The following is a 13,704-nucleotide window of genomic DNA, read 5'->3' on the forward strand; positions in this document are numbered from 1 at the left end:
GAGGCCCGACACCTCATTGCAGCGCATGGACCGCCGCGCCGAAGACCGACGGCATCCTCGCCGCCGCCGGAACGAGCAGCCGGGCAGCGTTCGGATGACCGCTCCACCGCACCAGCCCCTCGGTCAGCAGCCGGTGCCGCCTGGAGAGCCTTCGCCACTCCCCCTCGTACGCCCGCGGCCGGCCGGCGCGCAGACAGCGGACCGCGGCCCCGGCCGAGGCCAGGGCGAGCGCGATGCCTTCGCCGGTGAGCGCGTCGACATAGCCCGCCGCGTCGCCGACGAGCAACACCCGGCCCGCGCTGCGGCATCGGGACCGCTGTTGCAAGGGACCGGCCCCGCGTACCGCGTCTGCCGGGGGGCCCGCGAGCAGCGGGGCGAGCCGGGGGAAACCGGCCAGATGGGCGTCGAAACCGCGCCGTGCCGTGCTCAGCACCGCCACTCCCACCAACTCCGGCCCCACCGGCGTCACATAGACCTCGCCGGGGCCCGCGCCCGCCTCGGGCCAGTGCACCTCGACGAAGTCCGTCCACGGCGGGACGCGGTAGTGCCTGCGCAGGCCGTAGCGCCGGGGACGGGAGCCGGGGAGGTCCAGGCCCAGGGCCTGCCGGACGGGCGAGTGCAGACCGTCGGCGGCGATCAGCCAGCGGGCCCGCATCCCGGCCGCGGTCACCGCGTCCGCGCTCTGCCGCACCTCACCGACCCGACCCGTCAGCACCTTGACCCCGAGTGCGGCGGCCCTCCAGGAGAGGGCCGTGTGCAAAACGGTGCGGCGCATCCCCGAGCCGGTGCCGTCACGGAACGCGGCCTGGACGCGGTGGCGGCCGTCCACGTAGCGGATGCCGCGCAGCGGGTAACCGCCGCCGAGGTCCACCCCGATGGCACGCAGCGCACGCACGCCGCTGGGCATGATGCCCTCGCCGCATGCCTTGTCCACGGGCGTGGTGCGCGGCTCGATCACGACCGCCTCCATCCCGGCGAGCGCCCCGTGGATGGCGGCGGCCAACCCGGCGGGCCCGCCACCCACGACGAGCAGGTCGATCACCGGTCCGCACCCGCGGGCCGGGCCGACGGGCCGGCAGCGCCCTCGCGGAGCAACGCCCGGCCCTCACAGCGGATCCGGACGGTGAGCAGCGCCGCGTTGAGCACACCGAAGAGCAGCGCCGTCACCCACGCTCCGCGGACGAGCGGCAGCGCCAGCCCTTCCGCCACCACGGCCACGTAGTTGGGGTGGCTCAGCAGGCGGTACGGCCCCGCGCTCACCAAGGGCAGGCCGGGGACGACGAGCACGCGGGTGTTCCAGCGCGGCCCCAGGGTGCGGATGCACCACCAGCGCAGTGCCTGGGCGGCGACCACGACCGCCGTCATCGTCCAGCCGAGGGCGGGGTCGAACGGCCGCCCGGCCGCCCAGGATTCCGCCAGGCAGCCGGCGAGCAGTCCGGTGTGCAGGGCGACCATGGCGGGGTAGTGCCCGGGTCCCGATTCGACGGCCCCGTGGGCCACGCTCCAACGGGCGTTGCGGCGGGCTACGCGGAGTTCGGCGAGCCGCTCCGCGCCGACGGCCAGCACCAGCAAGGCGTACCAGATCATGAGTTGTCCCTACCAGCGCAGCAGAACCAGTTCGGAGCAGAAGCCGGGCCCCATGGCGAGCAGCAGGCCCGGGGTGCCGGGCGGTGGCCTGCGCTCGGCGAGGGTGTCGCGCAGGACGTGCAGGACCGACGCCGAGGAGAGGTTGCCCACCTCCGCCAGCGAGCGCCAGGTCAGGTCGAGGGCGTCGTCGGCCAGGTCGAGGGACTCCGCCACCGCTTCCAGCACCTTCGGTCCGCCGGGGTGGGAGACCCAGGTGGTGATGTCGGCGCGCCTTAGTCCGTGATCGGCGAGGAAGGCGTCGACGTCGCCCGCGAGGTTCTTGCGTACGACGTCGGGGACGCTGGCGTCGAGCACCACGCGGAAGCCGGAGGAGGTGACGTCCCACCCCATCACGTGCTCGGTGTCCGGGTAGAGATGGCTGCGGGTGGCCACCACCGTCGGGCCGGCGGCCGTCGTCGGGCCTCGGGGCGGCGTCCGGCGGGCGCCGCAGGCGACGACCGCGGCGGCGCCGTCCCCGAACAGGGCACTGGCGATGAGGTTGGCCATGGAGGCGTCGTCGCGCTGGAAGGTCAGCGTGCACAGCTCCACCGACAGCAGGACCGCCACGTCGTCCGGCCGGCCCAGCAGGTAGTCGTGCAGGCGGGCGATGCCGGCCGCCCCCGCGACGCAGCCCAGTCCGAAGACGGGCAGACGCTTGACGTCCGGTCGCAGGCCGAGCCGGCCGACGAGCCGGGCGTCGATGGAAGGCGCCGCGATCCCGGTCACCGAGGTGAACATCAACAGGTCGACATCGCGCGGGGCGAGCCCCGCCGTCGCCAGCGCGCCGCTGACGGCGGCCGCTCCCAGGCTCACCGCGCCGTCGATGAACGCGTCGTTGACCGCGCCGAAGCCGTCCAGTGCGGCATAGCGTTCGAGCGGCAGGCTCATGTGCCGGGTGTTCACCCGCGCGCTGTGGTGCAGCCGGTCGAGGACCCGCCGGTCGGTGCCGTCGGGCAGGCAGATCCGGGCGACCAGGTCCGTGATCTCTCGCTGGGTGTGCCGGTGCGGAGGGAGGGCTCCATGGACAGCTGCGATGCGGGTCATCTGCGGTCCGAGGTCGGGAAACGGGTGACGGGGCCTGGGTTGGCGGGGCCGGGCCGGCGTGGCCGGTTGGCTGCGGCCGGCAGACCGGGGACGGGTGTCGGGTGACTCGTGACCCCACAAGGGATGCCCCCGCGCGCTACGGCACGACACCGTGACGCCGCTCAAGTCGCCCGTCCGGCCGTAGTGTCCGCGTGCGTCCGAGGAGGAGGCGGGGGACCGGCGGCATGGCGTACCTCGTCGGCGGTGCGGGGCGGTTCTAACATCAGCGGGTGGACGCCATGGACCGGCCGGACGCGACCGCCGGGGCACCGGCGGCGACCGCGGACCGACGACCGTCGCGCACACCGGGCGGCTCTCCCCCGCGGCCCGCACGGCGCCTCCCTCGGCCGCTGCGTACGGTGGGCGCCCTGCTGAGGGCCTGCCATCCCGGGCCGACCGTCGCTGTGAGCCTCCTGGTGGGCGGGCTGACGGTGGCCACCGGGCAGGAGGGCCTCGGAGCACTGCAGGCGACTGCCGCCGTGCTGGCGGGGCAGTTGTCCATCGGCTGGAGCAATGACGCCCTCGACGCGGTGCGCGACGGCGCCGTGGGACGACGGTCCAAGGCGGTCGTCGCCGGCGCGGTGAGCGCCCGGACCGTACACATCGCCGCGGTGGCCGCCCTGACGCTCTGTCTGCCGCTCTCCCTCGGCTACGGACCGCTCGCCGGCGCGGTCCATCTCGTCGGGGTCGCCGCGGGCTGGGCGTACAACCTGGGGCTGAAGGCCACGCCGCTGTCCTGGCTGCCGTACGCCGTGGGATTCGCCTCGCTGCCCGCCTTTGTGACCTTGGGGCTTCCGGGGCAGCCGTGGCCTGCCTGGTGGGTGGTGACGGCGGCGGCGCTGCTCGGTGTCGGCGCGCATCTGGCTGATGTCCTTCCGGACATCACCGCCGACCTGGCCACGGGCGTGCGTGGCTGGCCGCAGCGGCTGGGCCCGCGCCGGTCGGCGGTGCTGCTGCCGCTTCCGCTGGTGGCCGCCACCGTGGTGCTCGTCCTCGGCGGGCCGGGGCCGGCCGGTGCCGCCGGGGTCGTCGCCGTCGCGGCGTCCGTGGCGGTGGCGGTCGGCGGGGCGCTGACGGCCCGGAAGCTGCCGAAGGCGCCCTTCGTCGGGGCAGTCGTCGTCGCAGCGCTCGATGTCGCGCTGCTGCTGGGGCAGGGCGCGGTCATCTGCTGAATCCCGGCCGTACGGCGGGCCGGTGCGGGCGGGCGGCGGGCGGGCCCCGTCGCGTTACGGCAGCCGGCTCTTCGTGGCGGCAGAGGCGTTGGCGTCGAGGTGAGGCGGCGTGCCGGCCGGAGATTCCTTGCGGACGAAGGCTCGGCGCAGGGCGTGGTAGGGCTGGGCCGGGTCGAAGAAGATGGTGTGCATCCGGGCCAGCTCGTGGTCGCGATAGGCGGCGAGCGGCTTGTCCGCCTCGTCGCGTTCGCGCCGGTCCTTCTTGGCGGCGATGTGTGACTGGAGGGCGGGCGCCGACGCCAGGCGGTTGGCGAGTGCGGCGGTCCGGTCGGTGAATTCCTGCGGGGCGCAGTCGATGGTCCGGTCCACGAGACCGATCCGCTGCCCGGCCGCCGCGGTGAGCGGCAGGGCCCGCTCGGTGAGCCGGGCGGCGGCTTCGGGGCCGACCCGCCCGGGGAGGGAGTAGGTCCAGTACTCCGAGCCGTACAACCCCATCAGCCGGTAGTGGGGGTTGAGCACCACCGCCGAGCGGCACCAGACCTCATCGGCGGCGAGGGCCAGCATGACCCCGCCGGCCGCGGCGTTGCCGCCGAGCGCCGAGACCACCCACCGGTCCGTCGTGGTCAGGACGGCCTGCACCAGGTCGTCCATCGCGTTGATGTTGGCCCACGACTCCTCGGCGGGATCGGCCGCGGCCTCGATGACGTTCAGGTGGATGCCGTTGGAGAAGAAGTCGCGGCCGCCGCCGAGGACCAGCACGGAGGTCGGCCGTGAGCAGGCGTGGCGATAGGCGTCGAGCAGGCGCCGGCAGTGGTCGGTGCTCATCGCGCCGCCGGGGAAAGAGAAGCCGAGGAACCCGACCGGGCCGTCCTCCCGGTAGCGGATGTCGCTCCAGGTGCGGGCCTCTAGGCCCGGGTCCAGGGGGGCCGGTAGCTCGGGCAGCGGTGGCAGGCGGTCGCCGAGGGCGAGTGTCGCGGGCAGTTTGAACGTGGCGGGCTCCCCCGGGCGGCGGGGCGGCCTCAGTTCCGGGATCCAGACCGCGCCGTCGCCGGTCGCGCGGCAGATCGCGCCGCACCGGGTGGCGAGCAGTGCGCCCGGCTCGCCCGTCAGGGTGTCCTCGGGGTGGCCGCCGTGCAGGAACCACGGCGCGCCGAGCAGTTCGTCGCGCACCCCGGGCTGCGAGTCGGCGGCGCGCAGTGTGCGGACGACGGTTTCCGTCGGGTCGCTCCAGTCGATGCGGCGTACGTCCTGGCGCATCGGCGGCCGGGTACGACCGGTCTTCTCGGCGGCCGGAAGGGTGTCCTGCGGCCGCGGCCGGTAGGTGGCGGAGGCGAAGCGTGCGACGGCCGACAGGACCGCCTCGATCGCCGCGTCCGCGATCTCGTTGCGGTAGAGGTCGCTCTTGCCCACCTCGGGGACGGGGCATTCGACGGAGGCCCAGATGTCTCCGGCGTCCATCTCGTCGTTGGCCTGCAGCACCGTCACGCCCCATCGGGTCTCCCCCAGGTGGACCGCCCAGTCCACCGAGGAGGGGCCGCGGTCGCCGAGCGGGCCGGGGTGCACGATCAGGCAGGTGTAGGCGCTCCAGACCTCGCGCGCAATGGCGGTCTTGAGCATCGGCGCCACGATCAGGTCGGGGTCGTGGCGGCGTGTGACGGCCGCGAGGGGGGTGTCCCGGCCGGCCAGCTCCACGCTGATGTGGTGCCCGCGGTCGGTGAGTTCGGCATGGACGCGTTGCGTCAGGCTGTTGAACGCGCCGGCGATGAGCAGAATGCGCACAGCAGACCCCCGTGGAGCTGGTACCGGTGAACCGGTCCCGATCGTTTCCCACCGGGGGCAGGGGCCGTCGGACCGGCGCGGCGGGTCACCCGATCGATGGCCGCCGTGCGGCGCAACGACGCCCTCCCTCCGCCCGTTCTGACCGGCCGTCAACTGGTTCCCTTCGTTGATCATCTTGGTCGGAATTCGCCAAAGTTGGCGCACGGGCCCCGGTTCCCACCGCATCGACATTGCCTTTTGTTGACATTCGGTTGGCAATTCTTTTACGTTCGGTGCTGCGGCATCAGTGCAGGTCAGCGCCGCATGTCCCGACTCTTCTCGGAGGTACCGCATGGAGCAGCTCATCAAGAAGATGGCCCAGGACGACGTCTGGCGGGGGTGGCTCGCCGCCAACTCGGCACAGGCGGCGAAGGACGGCTGCATCAGTTCCGCACCGAAGAGCGGCTGCATCAGCGCCACGCCCAAGACCGGCTGCATCTCCTGACCGGCCGTTGACCGGCCCGGGGCGGGCCAGACGGTTCCGACCGCCGGCCCGCCCCGGGTGCGACGTCCGACGGCCCCCACGAAGCACCTCTTTCCCGAGCCCTCCAGAGGAATTCCATGGACGGTCAGCCGACTGCCGAGATCATCGAGCAGATCCGCGACATCCCGATCTACCGCAGGTCGCTGGAGCAGGGGCACTTCCCCCTGCTCGACAAGCCGGAGATCGCGCGCGGCTTCCCCGACAACTGGATGACGCCCCGGCTGGCCGCGGCGCTGGAGGCCGGCGAGGCGGAATTCGTGCTCTCCACGGGCACCAATCACGCCCGTATGCAGATCATCCGGCCCCCGTATTTCCTCCTGCGCTCCTACTACCAGTTGTGGAGCGAGCACCCCGACCTCGCCAAGACGTGGGAGGCGGGCTGCCGGCGGGTGTCACTGACCACCGTCCTCGCGACGGAACACGTGGCCCGGGTGAACGCCAAGAAGCGCGGCGTGGACCCGCAGCCCGTGCCCGCCCTCGACGACCGGTGGCTCGACGAGCGCACCTGCTATCTCAATCTGCGGCTCGACCCGGCGCTGTGGGAGCGCGCGGAGGTGGAGCGGATGCTGCGGGAGATCCGCACGGCCGCGGATGCGCATCCCCACGGCTGGTACCACCTCGACTGCTCCGGCTACCACCTCGCGCATCTCGTGCGGAAGGTCGGTGAATGGGGCCTGTGGGACGCCTTTCCGCCGCCCGCAAGCATCGTCCACGCCTACGAGTACACCCCGGTGAACGTCCGGCGCTTCCTGCAGCAGCACTTCGCCTGCCCGATCATCGACCTGTTCGGCAGCACCGAACTCGGCTATCTCTTCTTCAGCGACCAGCGGGGCCGCTACTGGCCGTATCTGGACAGGATGAGCGTCGAACTCCTGCCGGTCGCCCCGGAGAGCACGATTTACCAGCTCATCGTCTCCAGCGTGCGCAACCCCCATATGCCGCTGATCCGGTACCGCTCCGGAGACTGCGTACGCACCACGGACGGCACGCCCGATCCCACCAAGATCTCCCAATTCTGCGGCCGGGAAAAGGAATTGCTCGCCTCGCCGCACGGTCCGGTGGCACAGGGGGACCTCGATCGGTGCGTCAGCGCCGCGTCGCCGCAGGTCTTCCTCCACCAACTGCGCGTCACCGGCGAGCGCGAGGCCCGGCTCGCGTACACGACCTTCAACGGAGCGCCCGTCCCACCGGCCGAGGCCGAAGCGCTGGAGAGCGGAGTCGGGGAGCTGACCGGCCGCCGCTGCCGGCTCGATCACCGGGCGCATCTCCCCATCGGGCCGTCGGGGAAGTACGCCTGGCTCGCGAACGACGACCGACCCGACGACTGACCCGCCCGGACAGGAGCACCATGACCAGCCAGCCGCAGACATCCGTCGACGACCTCACCGCCCTGCTCGGCGACGCGCTGCACGCCGAGGTGGTGGCGTACTTCGCCGCCAGGAGCGATGAGCCACGGGAGTTCGTGACGCGCCAGGTCACCGAATGCCTGCGCTATCTGTATCTCGTCTCGCGCCACCATGAGCAGCTCGGCGGGCTGTTCCTGCCGGTCGAGCAGGACATCGACGAGATCTGGCACTACCTCATCCTGCAGACCCGCGAATACCGCCGGCTGTGCGAGGAGCGGCTGCCGGGGCACTTCTTCATCGAACACCGCAGCATCGCCTACGAGGACTACCAGCAGGAGCCGGGCCGGGAGCAGGCCATCGAGGAGGCCCTACGCTGGATCCCGTTGTACTGCCGGGAGTTCGGCGCGTTCGACGAGGACGCACTGCCGCACTGGACGATCGTCCGCTTCCTTCACCGGCAGATGGGCCTGTCGCTCACGGAGATCGCGGCGCTGGAACCCATGGCGGCGGCATAACAGTGCCGCCGGAAGGCTCGCCGGCGTTACCGCCCGCGACCGGCCGCCGCCGTCATACCCGCAGCACCACCCCGTCCGTCACCGCAGGGAAGGAACCATGAGGGCTCGGAACGGCGCCCCGTCACCGCACGCCGCCCCCGCGGACGCGCAAGGGCCGCAGGCCCGGAAGTCGTCCGCGGCCGGAGACGCTCCCGAACAACGCCGCATTCTGACGGTCCTGGTGCTGGCCCAGATCCTCAGCGGCGCGGGGCTCGCGGCCGGGATCACCGTCGGTGCCCTGCTCGCCGAGGAGATGCTCGGCTCGACCGGTATGGCCGGTGTGCCAAGTGCCCTGTTCACCGCGGGAGCAGCCCTCGGCGCGGTCGGCATCGGCCAGGTCTGCCTGCGCCACGGCCGGCGGCCCGGACTCGCCCTCGGCTACGCCGTCGGCTCCCTCGGCAGCCTCGGTGTCGTGGCGGCCGCGGCGGTCGGCAGCGCGCCGCTGCTGTTCCTGGCGCTGCTCGTCTACGGGGCCGGAACCGCCACCGGCCTGATGGCGCGGTACGCGGGAGCGGACCGGGCCTCGCCCGAGCGCCGTGGGCGCGCGGTCAGCACCGTACTTTTCGCCACCACGCTCGGCGCGGTCGTCGGCCCCAACCTGGTGACGGTGACGGGGGAATTCGCCCACGTCTGGGGCATCCCCCGGCTCGCAGGGCCCTTTGCGCTGGCCGTCGTCGCCTTCGGAGCGGCCGCGGTGGTGCTGGCCTGTTTTCTGCGCCCCGATCCGCTGCCTCCGGTGCGCCCGCGGTCCAATGCGGCGCCGTCGCCCGCCACCACCGCGCCGGGCACGGAGCCGGCCGGAGACGCAGCGGCCCCAGTTGCCCCGAACGTCTCAGGGGGGCTGCCCGCGACGCGTGCGCAGCGACGCGGAGTGGCCATCGGCACCACCGTCATGGTGATCGGTCAGCTGGTGATGATCGCGGTCATGACGATGACGCCCGTGCACATGCGCGCGCACGGCCACGACACCCAGGCCGCCGGCCTCGTCATCGCCCTGCATGTGGGGGCGATGTTCCTGCCGTCCCCACTCACCGGCCTGCTCGTCGACCGGATCGGCCGATTGTGGATGGCCGCTGCCTCCGGTCTGACGCTGCTCGTCGCCGGAGTGCTGGCCGCCCTGGCTCCGGCGCACTCCCTCCCCGCGCTGGCCACCGCGCTGGTGCTGCTGGGCCTGGGCTGGAACTTCGGCCTGATCAGTGGCACCGCCATCGTCACCGACGCGCTGCCGCCCGCCCGCCGTGCCTCGGCGCAGGGACTGGTGGATGTGGGCCTCGCGATCGCCGGCGCCGCCGGGGGCCTGTCCTCCGGGCTGGTCGTCGTGCTCGGCGGCTATCCGACCCTCGCGTTCACCGGCGGGATCCTCGCACTGGCGATCGTGCCGGTGCTCGCCCTGGCGGCCCGTCCCGCGGACACCGTCAGCCGCCCGCCCGAGCCCGCGGGACAGCCGTGAACGCCCCGGCCGGCGGCAGCGAGCGGCGCCGCCCGCGCACGGGATGCCGGACCGCCGCCGGCTTCTGCCCGGTGGTCCGCGCCCCCGCGCCGAGTGGACGTCCGGTGCCCGGCAGACAGACTCGTTCTTGCCAGATGCCACAAGAACCTGAAGATGGCGTCATTTCTCGTTATCACGCCGGAAACCTGGATGCTGCACTATTGGGGCAGCTTTAACCATGTGGATGATCCCCCATGACGGGCCGGATCCCAGTGATCACTCAGCTTGCCACCCCGTCGGCAGGCCGACGCGGAGGGCGATGATGCGGAAGGACAGCGGCGCACCGGGCATACCGGTCATCCGCCTGTGCCGCATTCCGCTGACCGCACTCCTGGTCATTCTCGCGTTTCTCCTGGGCAGCGCGACAACCGCCCCCGCCGCGACGACGCCCGCGGTCCCGGCGGGCGCCGCGCTCAAGCCGTCGGGGGCCGCACCCGCCGTCGATCAGTACGACAGCGGCGAGGACAGCGCCGAGCGCGAAGCGGAACGCGGCCAGCCCCGCCGCGTCGCGCGCAACCCCGTGGGCATACCCCAGCACACCGGCCGGCTGCTGCCGCCCTGCCGTACGGACGCGACGTCCGTCTCCGCGCCCGTGGCGGGATGCCCGCCGGTCGACGGATGGGACACCAGCGCCTTCAGACCCTTCGAACTCCCGGTCCTGCACTGCGTCTTCCGCTGCTGAGGAGTGCCGCGGTGGCCTCGCCACCCGCCCGCACCACAGCACGTTCCAGCCACCCTCCCAGTGGCCTTAACTCTCAGCAGGAGACCTCCTCATGGAGACCTTCATCACGCATGCCCGGGGCCTGACGGCCCGTATCGCAGACCGGCGCGAAGATCGGGAGCGCTACGGCCGGCTCGCCGAAGGCCAGTCGCCCCTCGCCCTGTTCATCACCTGCTCCGACTCACGTGTCGTGCCGTCCCTGATCACCGGGGCGCGGCCCGGCGAACTCTTCGAACTGCGGACCGCCGGCAACGCCGTGCCCGTCTACCGCGAGGGCATGCCGGCCAGCGGCGAGACCGCCACCATCGAGTACGCGATGCGGGTACTCGAAGTCGCCGACATCGTGGTGTGCGGCCACTCGCACTGCGGCGCCGTCAGCGCGAAGACCAGCGGTGCCGACCTGGCCGGCGTCCCCGCGGTCCGCGAATGGCTCGCGCAACAGCTCTCCGACGGACTGCCCAAGGACACCGGGCCGACGGTCGAGGCCGCGGTCCAGCAGCATGTGTGCGAACAGCTGGACCGGCTGCGCGGATACCCCTGCGTGCGCGAACGCCTGGACGCCGGCGAGGTGAACCTGCACGGCTGGTTCTACGAAGTGCACACCGGCATGGTGTCGGCGCATTCGACGGCCACCGACTCCTTCCTCCCCCTGTGAGGGCCGGCATGCAGCTCACGAAGCGTCTCGCCCCCTTCCGGGCGGACTTCACCGCGTCCCTCGTCGTCTTCCTCGTCGCCGTCCCGCTGTGCGTCGGCGTGGCGGTCGCCTCCGGAGTCCCGGCCGAGCTGGGGCTCGTCACCGGCATCGTCGGCGGCCTGCTCACCGGCCTGCTGCCCGGCAGCAGCCTTCAGGTCAGCGGCCCCGCCGCCGGCCTGACCGTGCTCGTCTTCGAGGCGGTCAAGGAGTACGGCATCGGCGCGCTCGGCGCGCTGGTGCTGGCAGCCGGCGCGCTGCAACTGGCCATGGGCGCCCTCAAGCTCGGGCGCTGGTTCCGGGCCATCTCGGTCGCCGTCGTCCAGGGCATGCTCGCCGGCATCGGGCTGGTGCTGATCGCCGGTCAGCTCTACGCTCTCGCGGACGCCAAGGCCCCCGGCAGCGGGCTGGCCAACATCGGCGCCCTGCCGCAGCTCTTCACCGCCACCGTCCGGTCGGGCCCCGCACTGGCCGCGCTCGCCATCGGTGTCAGCACCATCGCCGTCCTGGTGCTGTGGCCCCGCTGGCGGCGCGCCGCACGCGTCCTGCCCGCGCCGCTGGCCGCTGTCGCGCTGGCGACCGTCGCGGTATGGGTGCTGGATCTGCCCGTCGACCGCGTCCAGGTCAGTGGCCTGCTGGACGCGATCCAGCCGCCCGGTCTGTCCGACATCGGCCGGCTGACCGAGGTGGGTGTGATCGGCACGGTGCTCGCCTTCGCGCTGATCGCCTCCGCCGAGTCCCTCTTCAGTGCCGCCGCGGTCGACCGGCTGCATGACGGGCCGCGTACGAACTACGACAAGGAGCTGATGGCCCAGGGTGCCGGTAACGCCGTCTGCGGCATCCTCGGCGCGCTGCCGATGACCGCTGTCATCGTGCGCAGTGCCGCCAACGTGCAGGCGGGGGCCAAGACCAAGGCATCGCGTGTGCTGCACGGCGTCTGGCTGCTGGTGTTCGCCGCGGCGTTCCCGGCAGCGCTCGGCGTGGTGCCGATCGCGGCGCTGGCCGGCGTCCTGGTCCACGCGGGCTGCAAGCTCATACCGCTGCGCGAACTGCGTCCGCTGTGGCGCGAACACCGTGGCGAGGCGGTGGTGCTGTTCGTCACCGCCCTGTCGATCGTGTTGATCAACATGTTCGAAGGCGTCCTCATCGGACTGCTGTTGGCCGTCGCCAAGACCGCGTGGGAGACCTCCCACATCCACCTGGAGATCGACGACCCGAAGGACGGGGGCCCGGTGCACGTACGGGTGCTCGGCAACGCCACGTTCCTGCGGCTGCCCAAGCTCCTCGACCAGCTCGAAGCGCTGCCCGCCGACCGAGAGGTGGATCTCGACCTCAGCGGCCTGCGCCATCTCGACCACGCGTGTGGAGCGGCCCTGACCAACTGGGCCGAACAGCACCAGCGCAACCTGCGGACCCAGGAGCTCGTCGCGTGACGGAGCGGGACGCGGGGGCCGACAGCCCCTCTCCCACTCGGTGACGAGCGCGCCGACCTGCCCGCCTGCCGGCTCACCCGGCAGGCGGGCAGCTGCCGTTCACGACCTTTGTTGACCTCTACCGCAGTTGAGGTCCTAGCGTCGCCCCATACCAACCGCTCCAGCGTAGGGATCGACGGCTCATGGACCAGAGGACCGTGCTCACCCCCGCCGACCCGGCCGCCACGGACGACGACCTCGCCACCCAGCCCATCGGGTACTGGAGCGGTCTGGCCCACCGGGCGGTCATCGGGCGGATACGCGACGAGATGGCCCGCATCGATGTCGCCCAGCCGCAGTGGTGGACCCTCAACCGCGCGGACGCCGGCGACGGGCCGGTTCGCGAGGAGGTCATCGAGCAGCTCGCGCACGTCGGGGACGGCCCGCAGGAGATCGCTCGCGCCATCGACCAACTGCTGCACCGCGGCTGGCTCACCATCGGCACCGACCATCGCCTGTCGCTCACGGACTCCGGGCGCACCGCCAAAGCCCGTATCAAGCAGCTCGTGATCGACCTGCGGGCGGAGATCCATGAGGGCATCACCGACGAGGACTACGTCACCGCGCTCAAGGTCCTGCGCAGGATGACCGACAACGTCGCCAGGCAGGGCGCGGGCCAAGACCGGTGACCGTCTGCCCGCGCCCGCTGTTCCGGGGCATGCCAGTGCCGACACGACGGCGGGGGCGGAATGATTGCGATGCCCCCGGTCGTTGAGCGAAGGTCGTGGCGGCCAGGACCGCGGATCGCCGGGGCCACGATGGACCGACGCAAGACCTCGCAGATGGGACGCGCAGCATGCCTCTTCAGGGTGAGTACGAGCCGAGCCCGACCCAGTGGGTACGTGACCAGGTCACGTCGTACGAGAGCTCCGGCGGCAAGGAAGGGACGACGATGCGGGGAATGCCCGTCGTCATTCTGACCACCCGGGGAGCCAAGAGCGGCAAGATCCGCAAGAGTCCGCTGATGCGGGTGGAGCACGACGGCACCTACGCCGTGGTCGCTTCCCTCGGCGGCGCCCCCGAGCACCCCGTCTGGTATCACAACGTCGTCGCCGACCCCCGGGTGGAGCTTCAGGACGGGCCGGTGCGGCAGGACATGACTGCCCGTGAGGTCACCGGGGAGGAGAAGGCCCTGTGGTGGGGCCGCGCCGTGGAGGCGTACCCCGACTACGACGACTACCAGAAGAAGACGGACCGCGAGATTCCCGTCTTCGTCCTGGCCCCGGCGCCCACGCCGCACTGACCGGG

14 protein-coding genes are annotated in these 13,704 nt (G+C 72.4%); 10 read left to right on the forward strand and 4 right to left on the reverse strand.

Annotated elements, in window-relative coordinates; translation table 11 throughout:
• Window positions 1–13: 13 nt before the first annotated feature.
• Genes ACH4FH_RS16950 through ACH4FH_RS16960 form a run of 3 tightly spaced genes read right to left on the reverse strand, consistent with a single transcriptional unit; the run spans window position 14 to window position 2,670 of the window.
• Complete coding sequence (locus tag ACH4FH_RS16950; RefSeq protein WP_398556610.1) at window positions 14–1,042, reverse strand: NAD(P)/FAD-dependent oxidoreductase; 1,029 nt, start codon at window positions 1,040–1,042, stop codon at window positions 14–16.
• Window positions 1,039–1,587 carry an isoprenylcysteine carboxyl methyltransferase family protein gene (locus tag ACH4FH_RS16955; protein WP_398556611.1) on the reverse strand — a complete coding sequence of 183 codons (549 nt, stop codon included), beginning with the start codon at window positions 1,585–1,587 and terminating at the stop codon, window positions 1,039–1,041. The genes ACH4FH_RS16950 and ACH4FH_RS16955 overlap by 4 nt, the downstream gene beginning before the upstream one ends.
• Window positions 1,588–1,596: 9 nt before the next feature.
• On the reverse strand, window positions 1,597–2,670 hold the full coding sequence (locus ACH4FH_RS16960) for a type III polyketide synthase (protein WP_398556612.1): 1,074 nt from the start codon (window positions 2,668–2,670) through the stop codon (window positions 1,597–1,599).
• A gap of 278 nt (window positions 2,671–2,948) precedes the next feature.
• Here ACH4FH_RS16960 and ACH4FH_RS16965 point away from each other — a divergent pair, with 278 nt between their 5' ends.
• The gene (locus ACH4FH_RS16965) at window positions 2,949–3,881 is read left to right on the forward strand and encodes a UbiA family prenyltransferase (protein WP_398556783.1); all 933 of its coding nucleotides are present in this window, start codon (window positions 2,949–2,951) and stop codon (window positions 3,879–3,881) included.
• A 54-nt stretch (window positions 3,882–3,935) separates the two neighbouring features.
• On the opposite strand, the gene ACH4FH_RS16970 is transcribed toward ACH4FH_RS16965, so the two are convergent.
• Entirely contained in the window at window positions 3,936–5,660 is a 1,725-nt protein-coding gene (locus ACH4FH_RS16970) for a hydrogenase maturation protein (protein WP_398556613.1), read from the reverse strand.
• 331 nt (window positions 5,661–5,991) lie between these two features.
• On the opposite strand from ACH4FH_RS16970, the gene ACH4FH_RS16975 reads away from it, so the two are divergent.
• The 9 genes from ACH4FH_RS16975 to ACH4FH_RS17015 all read left to right on the forward strand — a co-directional run bounded on the left by ACH4FH_RS16975 (window position 5,992) and on the right by ACH4FH_RS17015 (window position 13,699).
• Entirely contained in the window at window positions 5,992–6,144 is a 153-nt protein-coding gene (locus ACH4FH_RS16975; protein WP_398556614.1) for a hypothetical protein, read from the forward strand.
• Window positions 6,145–6,260: 116 nt separating this feature from the next.
• Complete coding sequence (locus ACH4FH_RS16980) at window positions 6,261–7,511, forward strand: hypothetical protein (protein WP_398556615.1); 1,251 nt, start codon at window positions 6,261–6,263, stop codon at window positions 7,509–7,511.
• A gap of 20 nt (window positions 7,512–7,531) precedes the next feature.
• On the forward strand, window positions 7,532–8,044 hold the full coding sequence (locus tag ACH4FH_RS16985) for a hypothetical protein (RefSeq protein WP_398556616.1): 513 nt from the start codon (window positions 7,532–7,534) through the stop codon (window positions 8,042–8,044).
• Window positions 8,045–8,141: 97 nt separating this feature from the next.
• A complete protein-coding gene (locus tag ACH4FH_RS16990; RefSeq protein ID WP_398556617.1) occupies window positions 8,142–9,533 on the forward strand; it encodes an MFS transporter in 1,392 nt (463 codons plus the stop codon).
• A 301-nt stretch (window positions 9,534–9,834) separates the two neighbouring features.
• Window positions 9,835–10,254 carry a hypothetical protein gene (locus tag ACH4FH_RS16995; RefSeq protein WP_398556618.1) on the forward strand — a complete coding sequence of 140 codons (420 nt, stop codon included), beginning with the start codon at window positions 9,835–9,837 and terminating at the stop codon, window positions 10,252–10,254.
• Between the two features lie 91 nt (window positions 10,255–10,345).
• On the forward strand, window positions 10,346–10,948 hold the full coding sequence (locus ACH4FH_RS17000) for a carbonic anhydrase (protein WP_398556619.1): 603 nt from the start codon (window positions 10,346–10,348) through the stop codon (window positions 10,946–10,948).
• A gap of 8 nt (window positions 10,949–10,956) precedes the next feature.
• Window positions 10,957–12,417, forward strand: a complete 1,461-nt coding sequence (locus ACH4FH_RS17005) for a SulP family inorganic anion transporter (RefSeq protein WP_398556620.1) — start codon at window positions 10,957–10,959, stop codon at window positions 12,415–12,417.
• Between the two features lie 182 nt (window positions 12,418–12,599).
• Window positions 12,600–13,085 (forward strand): MarR family winged helix-turn-helix transcriptional regulator, encoded by a 486-nt coding sequence (locus tag ACH4FH_RS17010; RefSeq protein WP_398556621.1) that lies wholly within the window; start codon window positions 12,600–12,602, stop codon window positions 13,083–13,085.
• Window positions 13,086–13,252: 167 nt separating this feature from the next.
• On the forward strand, window positions 13,253–13,699 hold the full coding sequence (locus ACH4FH_RS17015; RefSeq protein ID WP_398556622.1) for a nitroreductase family deazaflavin-dependent oxidoreductase: 447 nt from the start codon (window positions 13,253–13,255) through the stop codon (window positions 13,697–13,699).
• The last annotated feature ends 5 nt before the right edge of the window (window positions 13,700–13,704 follow it).

Source organism: Streptomyces sp. NPDC017993 (assembly GCF_044328065.1).
In the GTDB taxonomy this organism is placed as follows: Bacteria; Actinomycetota; Actinomycetes; order Streptomycetales; family Streptomycetaceae; genus Streptomyces.

Bases quoted from the DNA above. Each gene is read 5' to 3' on its own strand.
- ACH4FH_RS16955 (WP_398556611.1), bottom strand. From the start codon at position 1,587: ATGATCTGGTACGCCTTGCTGGTGCTGGCCGTCGGCGCGGAGCGGCTC.
- ACH4FH_RS16960 (WP_398556612.1), bottom strand. From the start codon at position 2,670: ATGACCCGCATCGCAGCTGTCCATGGAGCCCTCCCTCCGCACCGGCAC.
- ACH4FH_RS16965 (WP_398556783.1), top strand. From the start codon at position 2,949: ATGGACCGGCCGGACGCGACCGCCGGGGCACCGGCGGCGACCGCGGAC.
- ACH4FH_RS16975 (WP_398556614.1), top strand. From the start codon at position 5,992: ATGGAGCAGCTCATCAAGAAGATGGCCCAGGACGACGTCTGGCGGGGG.
- ACH4FH_RS16980 (WP_398556615.1), top strand. From the start codon at position 6,261: ATGGACGGTCAGCCGACTGCCGAGATCATCGAGCAGATCCGCGACATC.
- ACH4FH_RS16985 (WP_398556616.1), top strand. From the start codon at position 7,532: ATGACCAGCCAGCCGCAGACATCCGTCGACGACCTCACCGCCCTGCTC.
- ACH4FH_RS16990 (WP_398556617.1), top strand. From the start codon at position 8,142: ATGAGGGCTCGGAACGGCGCCCCGTCACCGCACGCCGCCCCCGCGGAC.
- ACH4FH_RS16995 (WP_398556618.1), top strand. From the start codon at position 9,835: ATGCGGAAGGACAGCGGCGCACCGGGCATACCGGTCATCCGCCTGTGC.
- ACH4FH_RS17000 (WP_398556619.1), top strand. From the start codon at position 10,346: ATGGAGACCTTCATCACGCATGCCCGGGGCCTGACGGCCCGTATCGCA.
- ACH4FH_RS17005 (WP_398556620.1), top strand. From the start codon at position 10,957: ATGCAGCTCACGAAGCGTCTCGCCCCCTTCCGGGCGGACTTCACCGCG.
- ACH4FH_RS17010 (WP_398556621.1), top strand. From the start codon at position 12,600: ATGGACCAGAGGACCGTGCTCACCCCCGCCGACCCGGCCGCCACGGAC.
- ACH4FH_RS17015 (WP_398556622.1), top strand. From the start codon at position 13,253: ATGCCTCTTCAGGGTGAGTACGAGCCGAGCCCGACCCAGTGGGTACGT.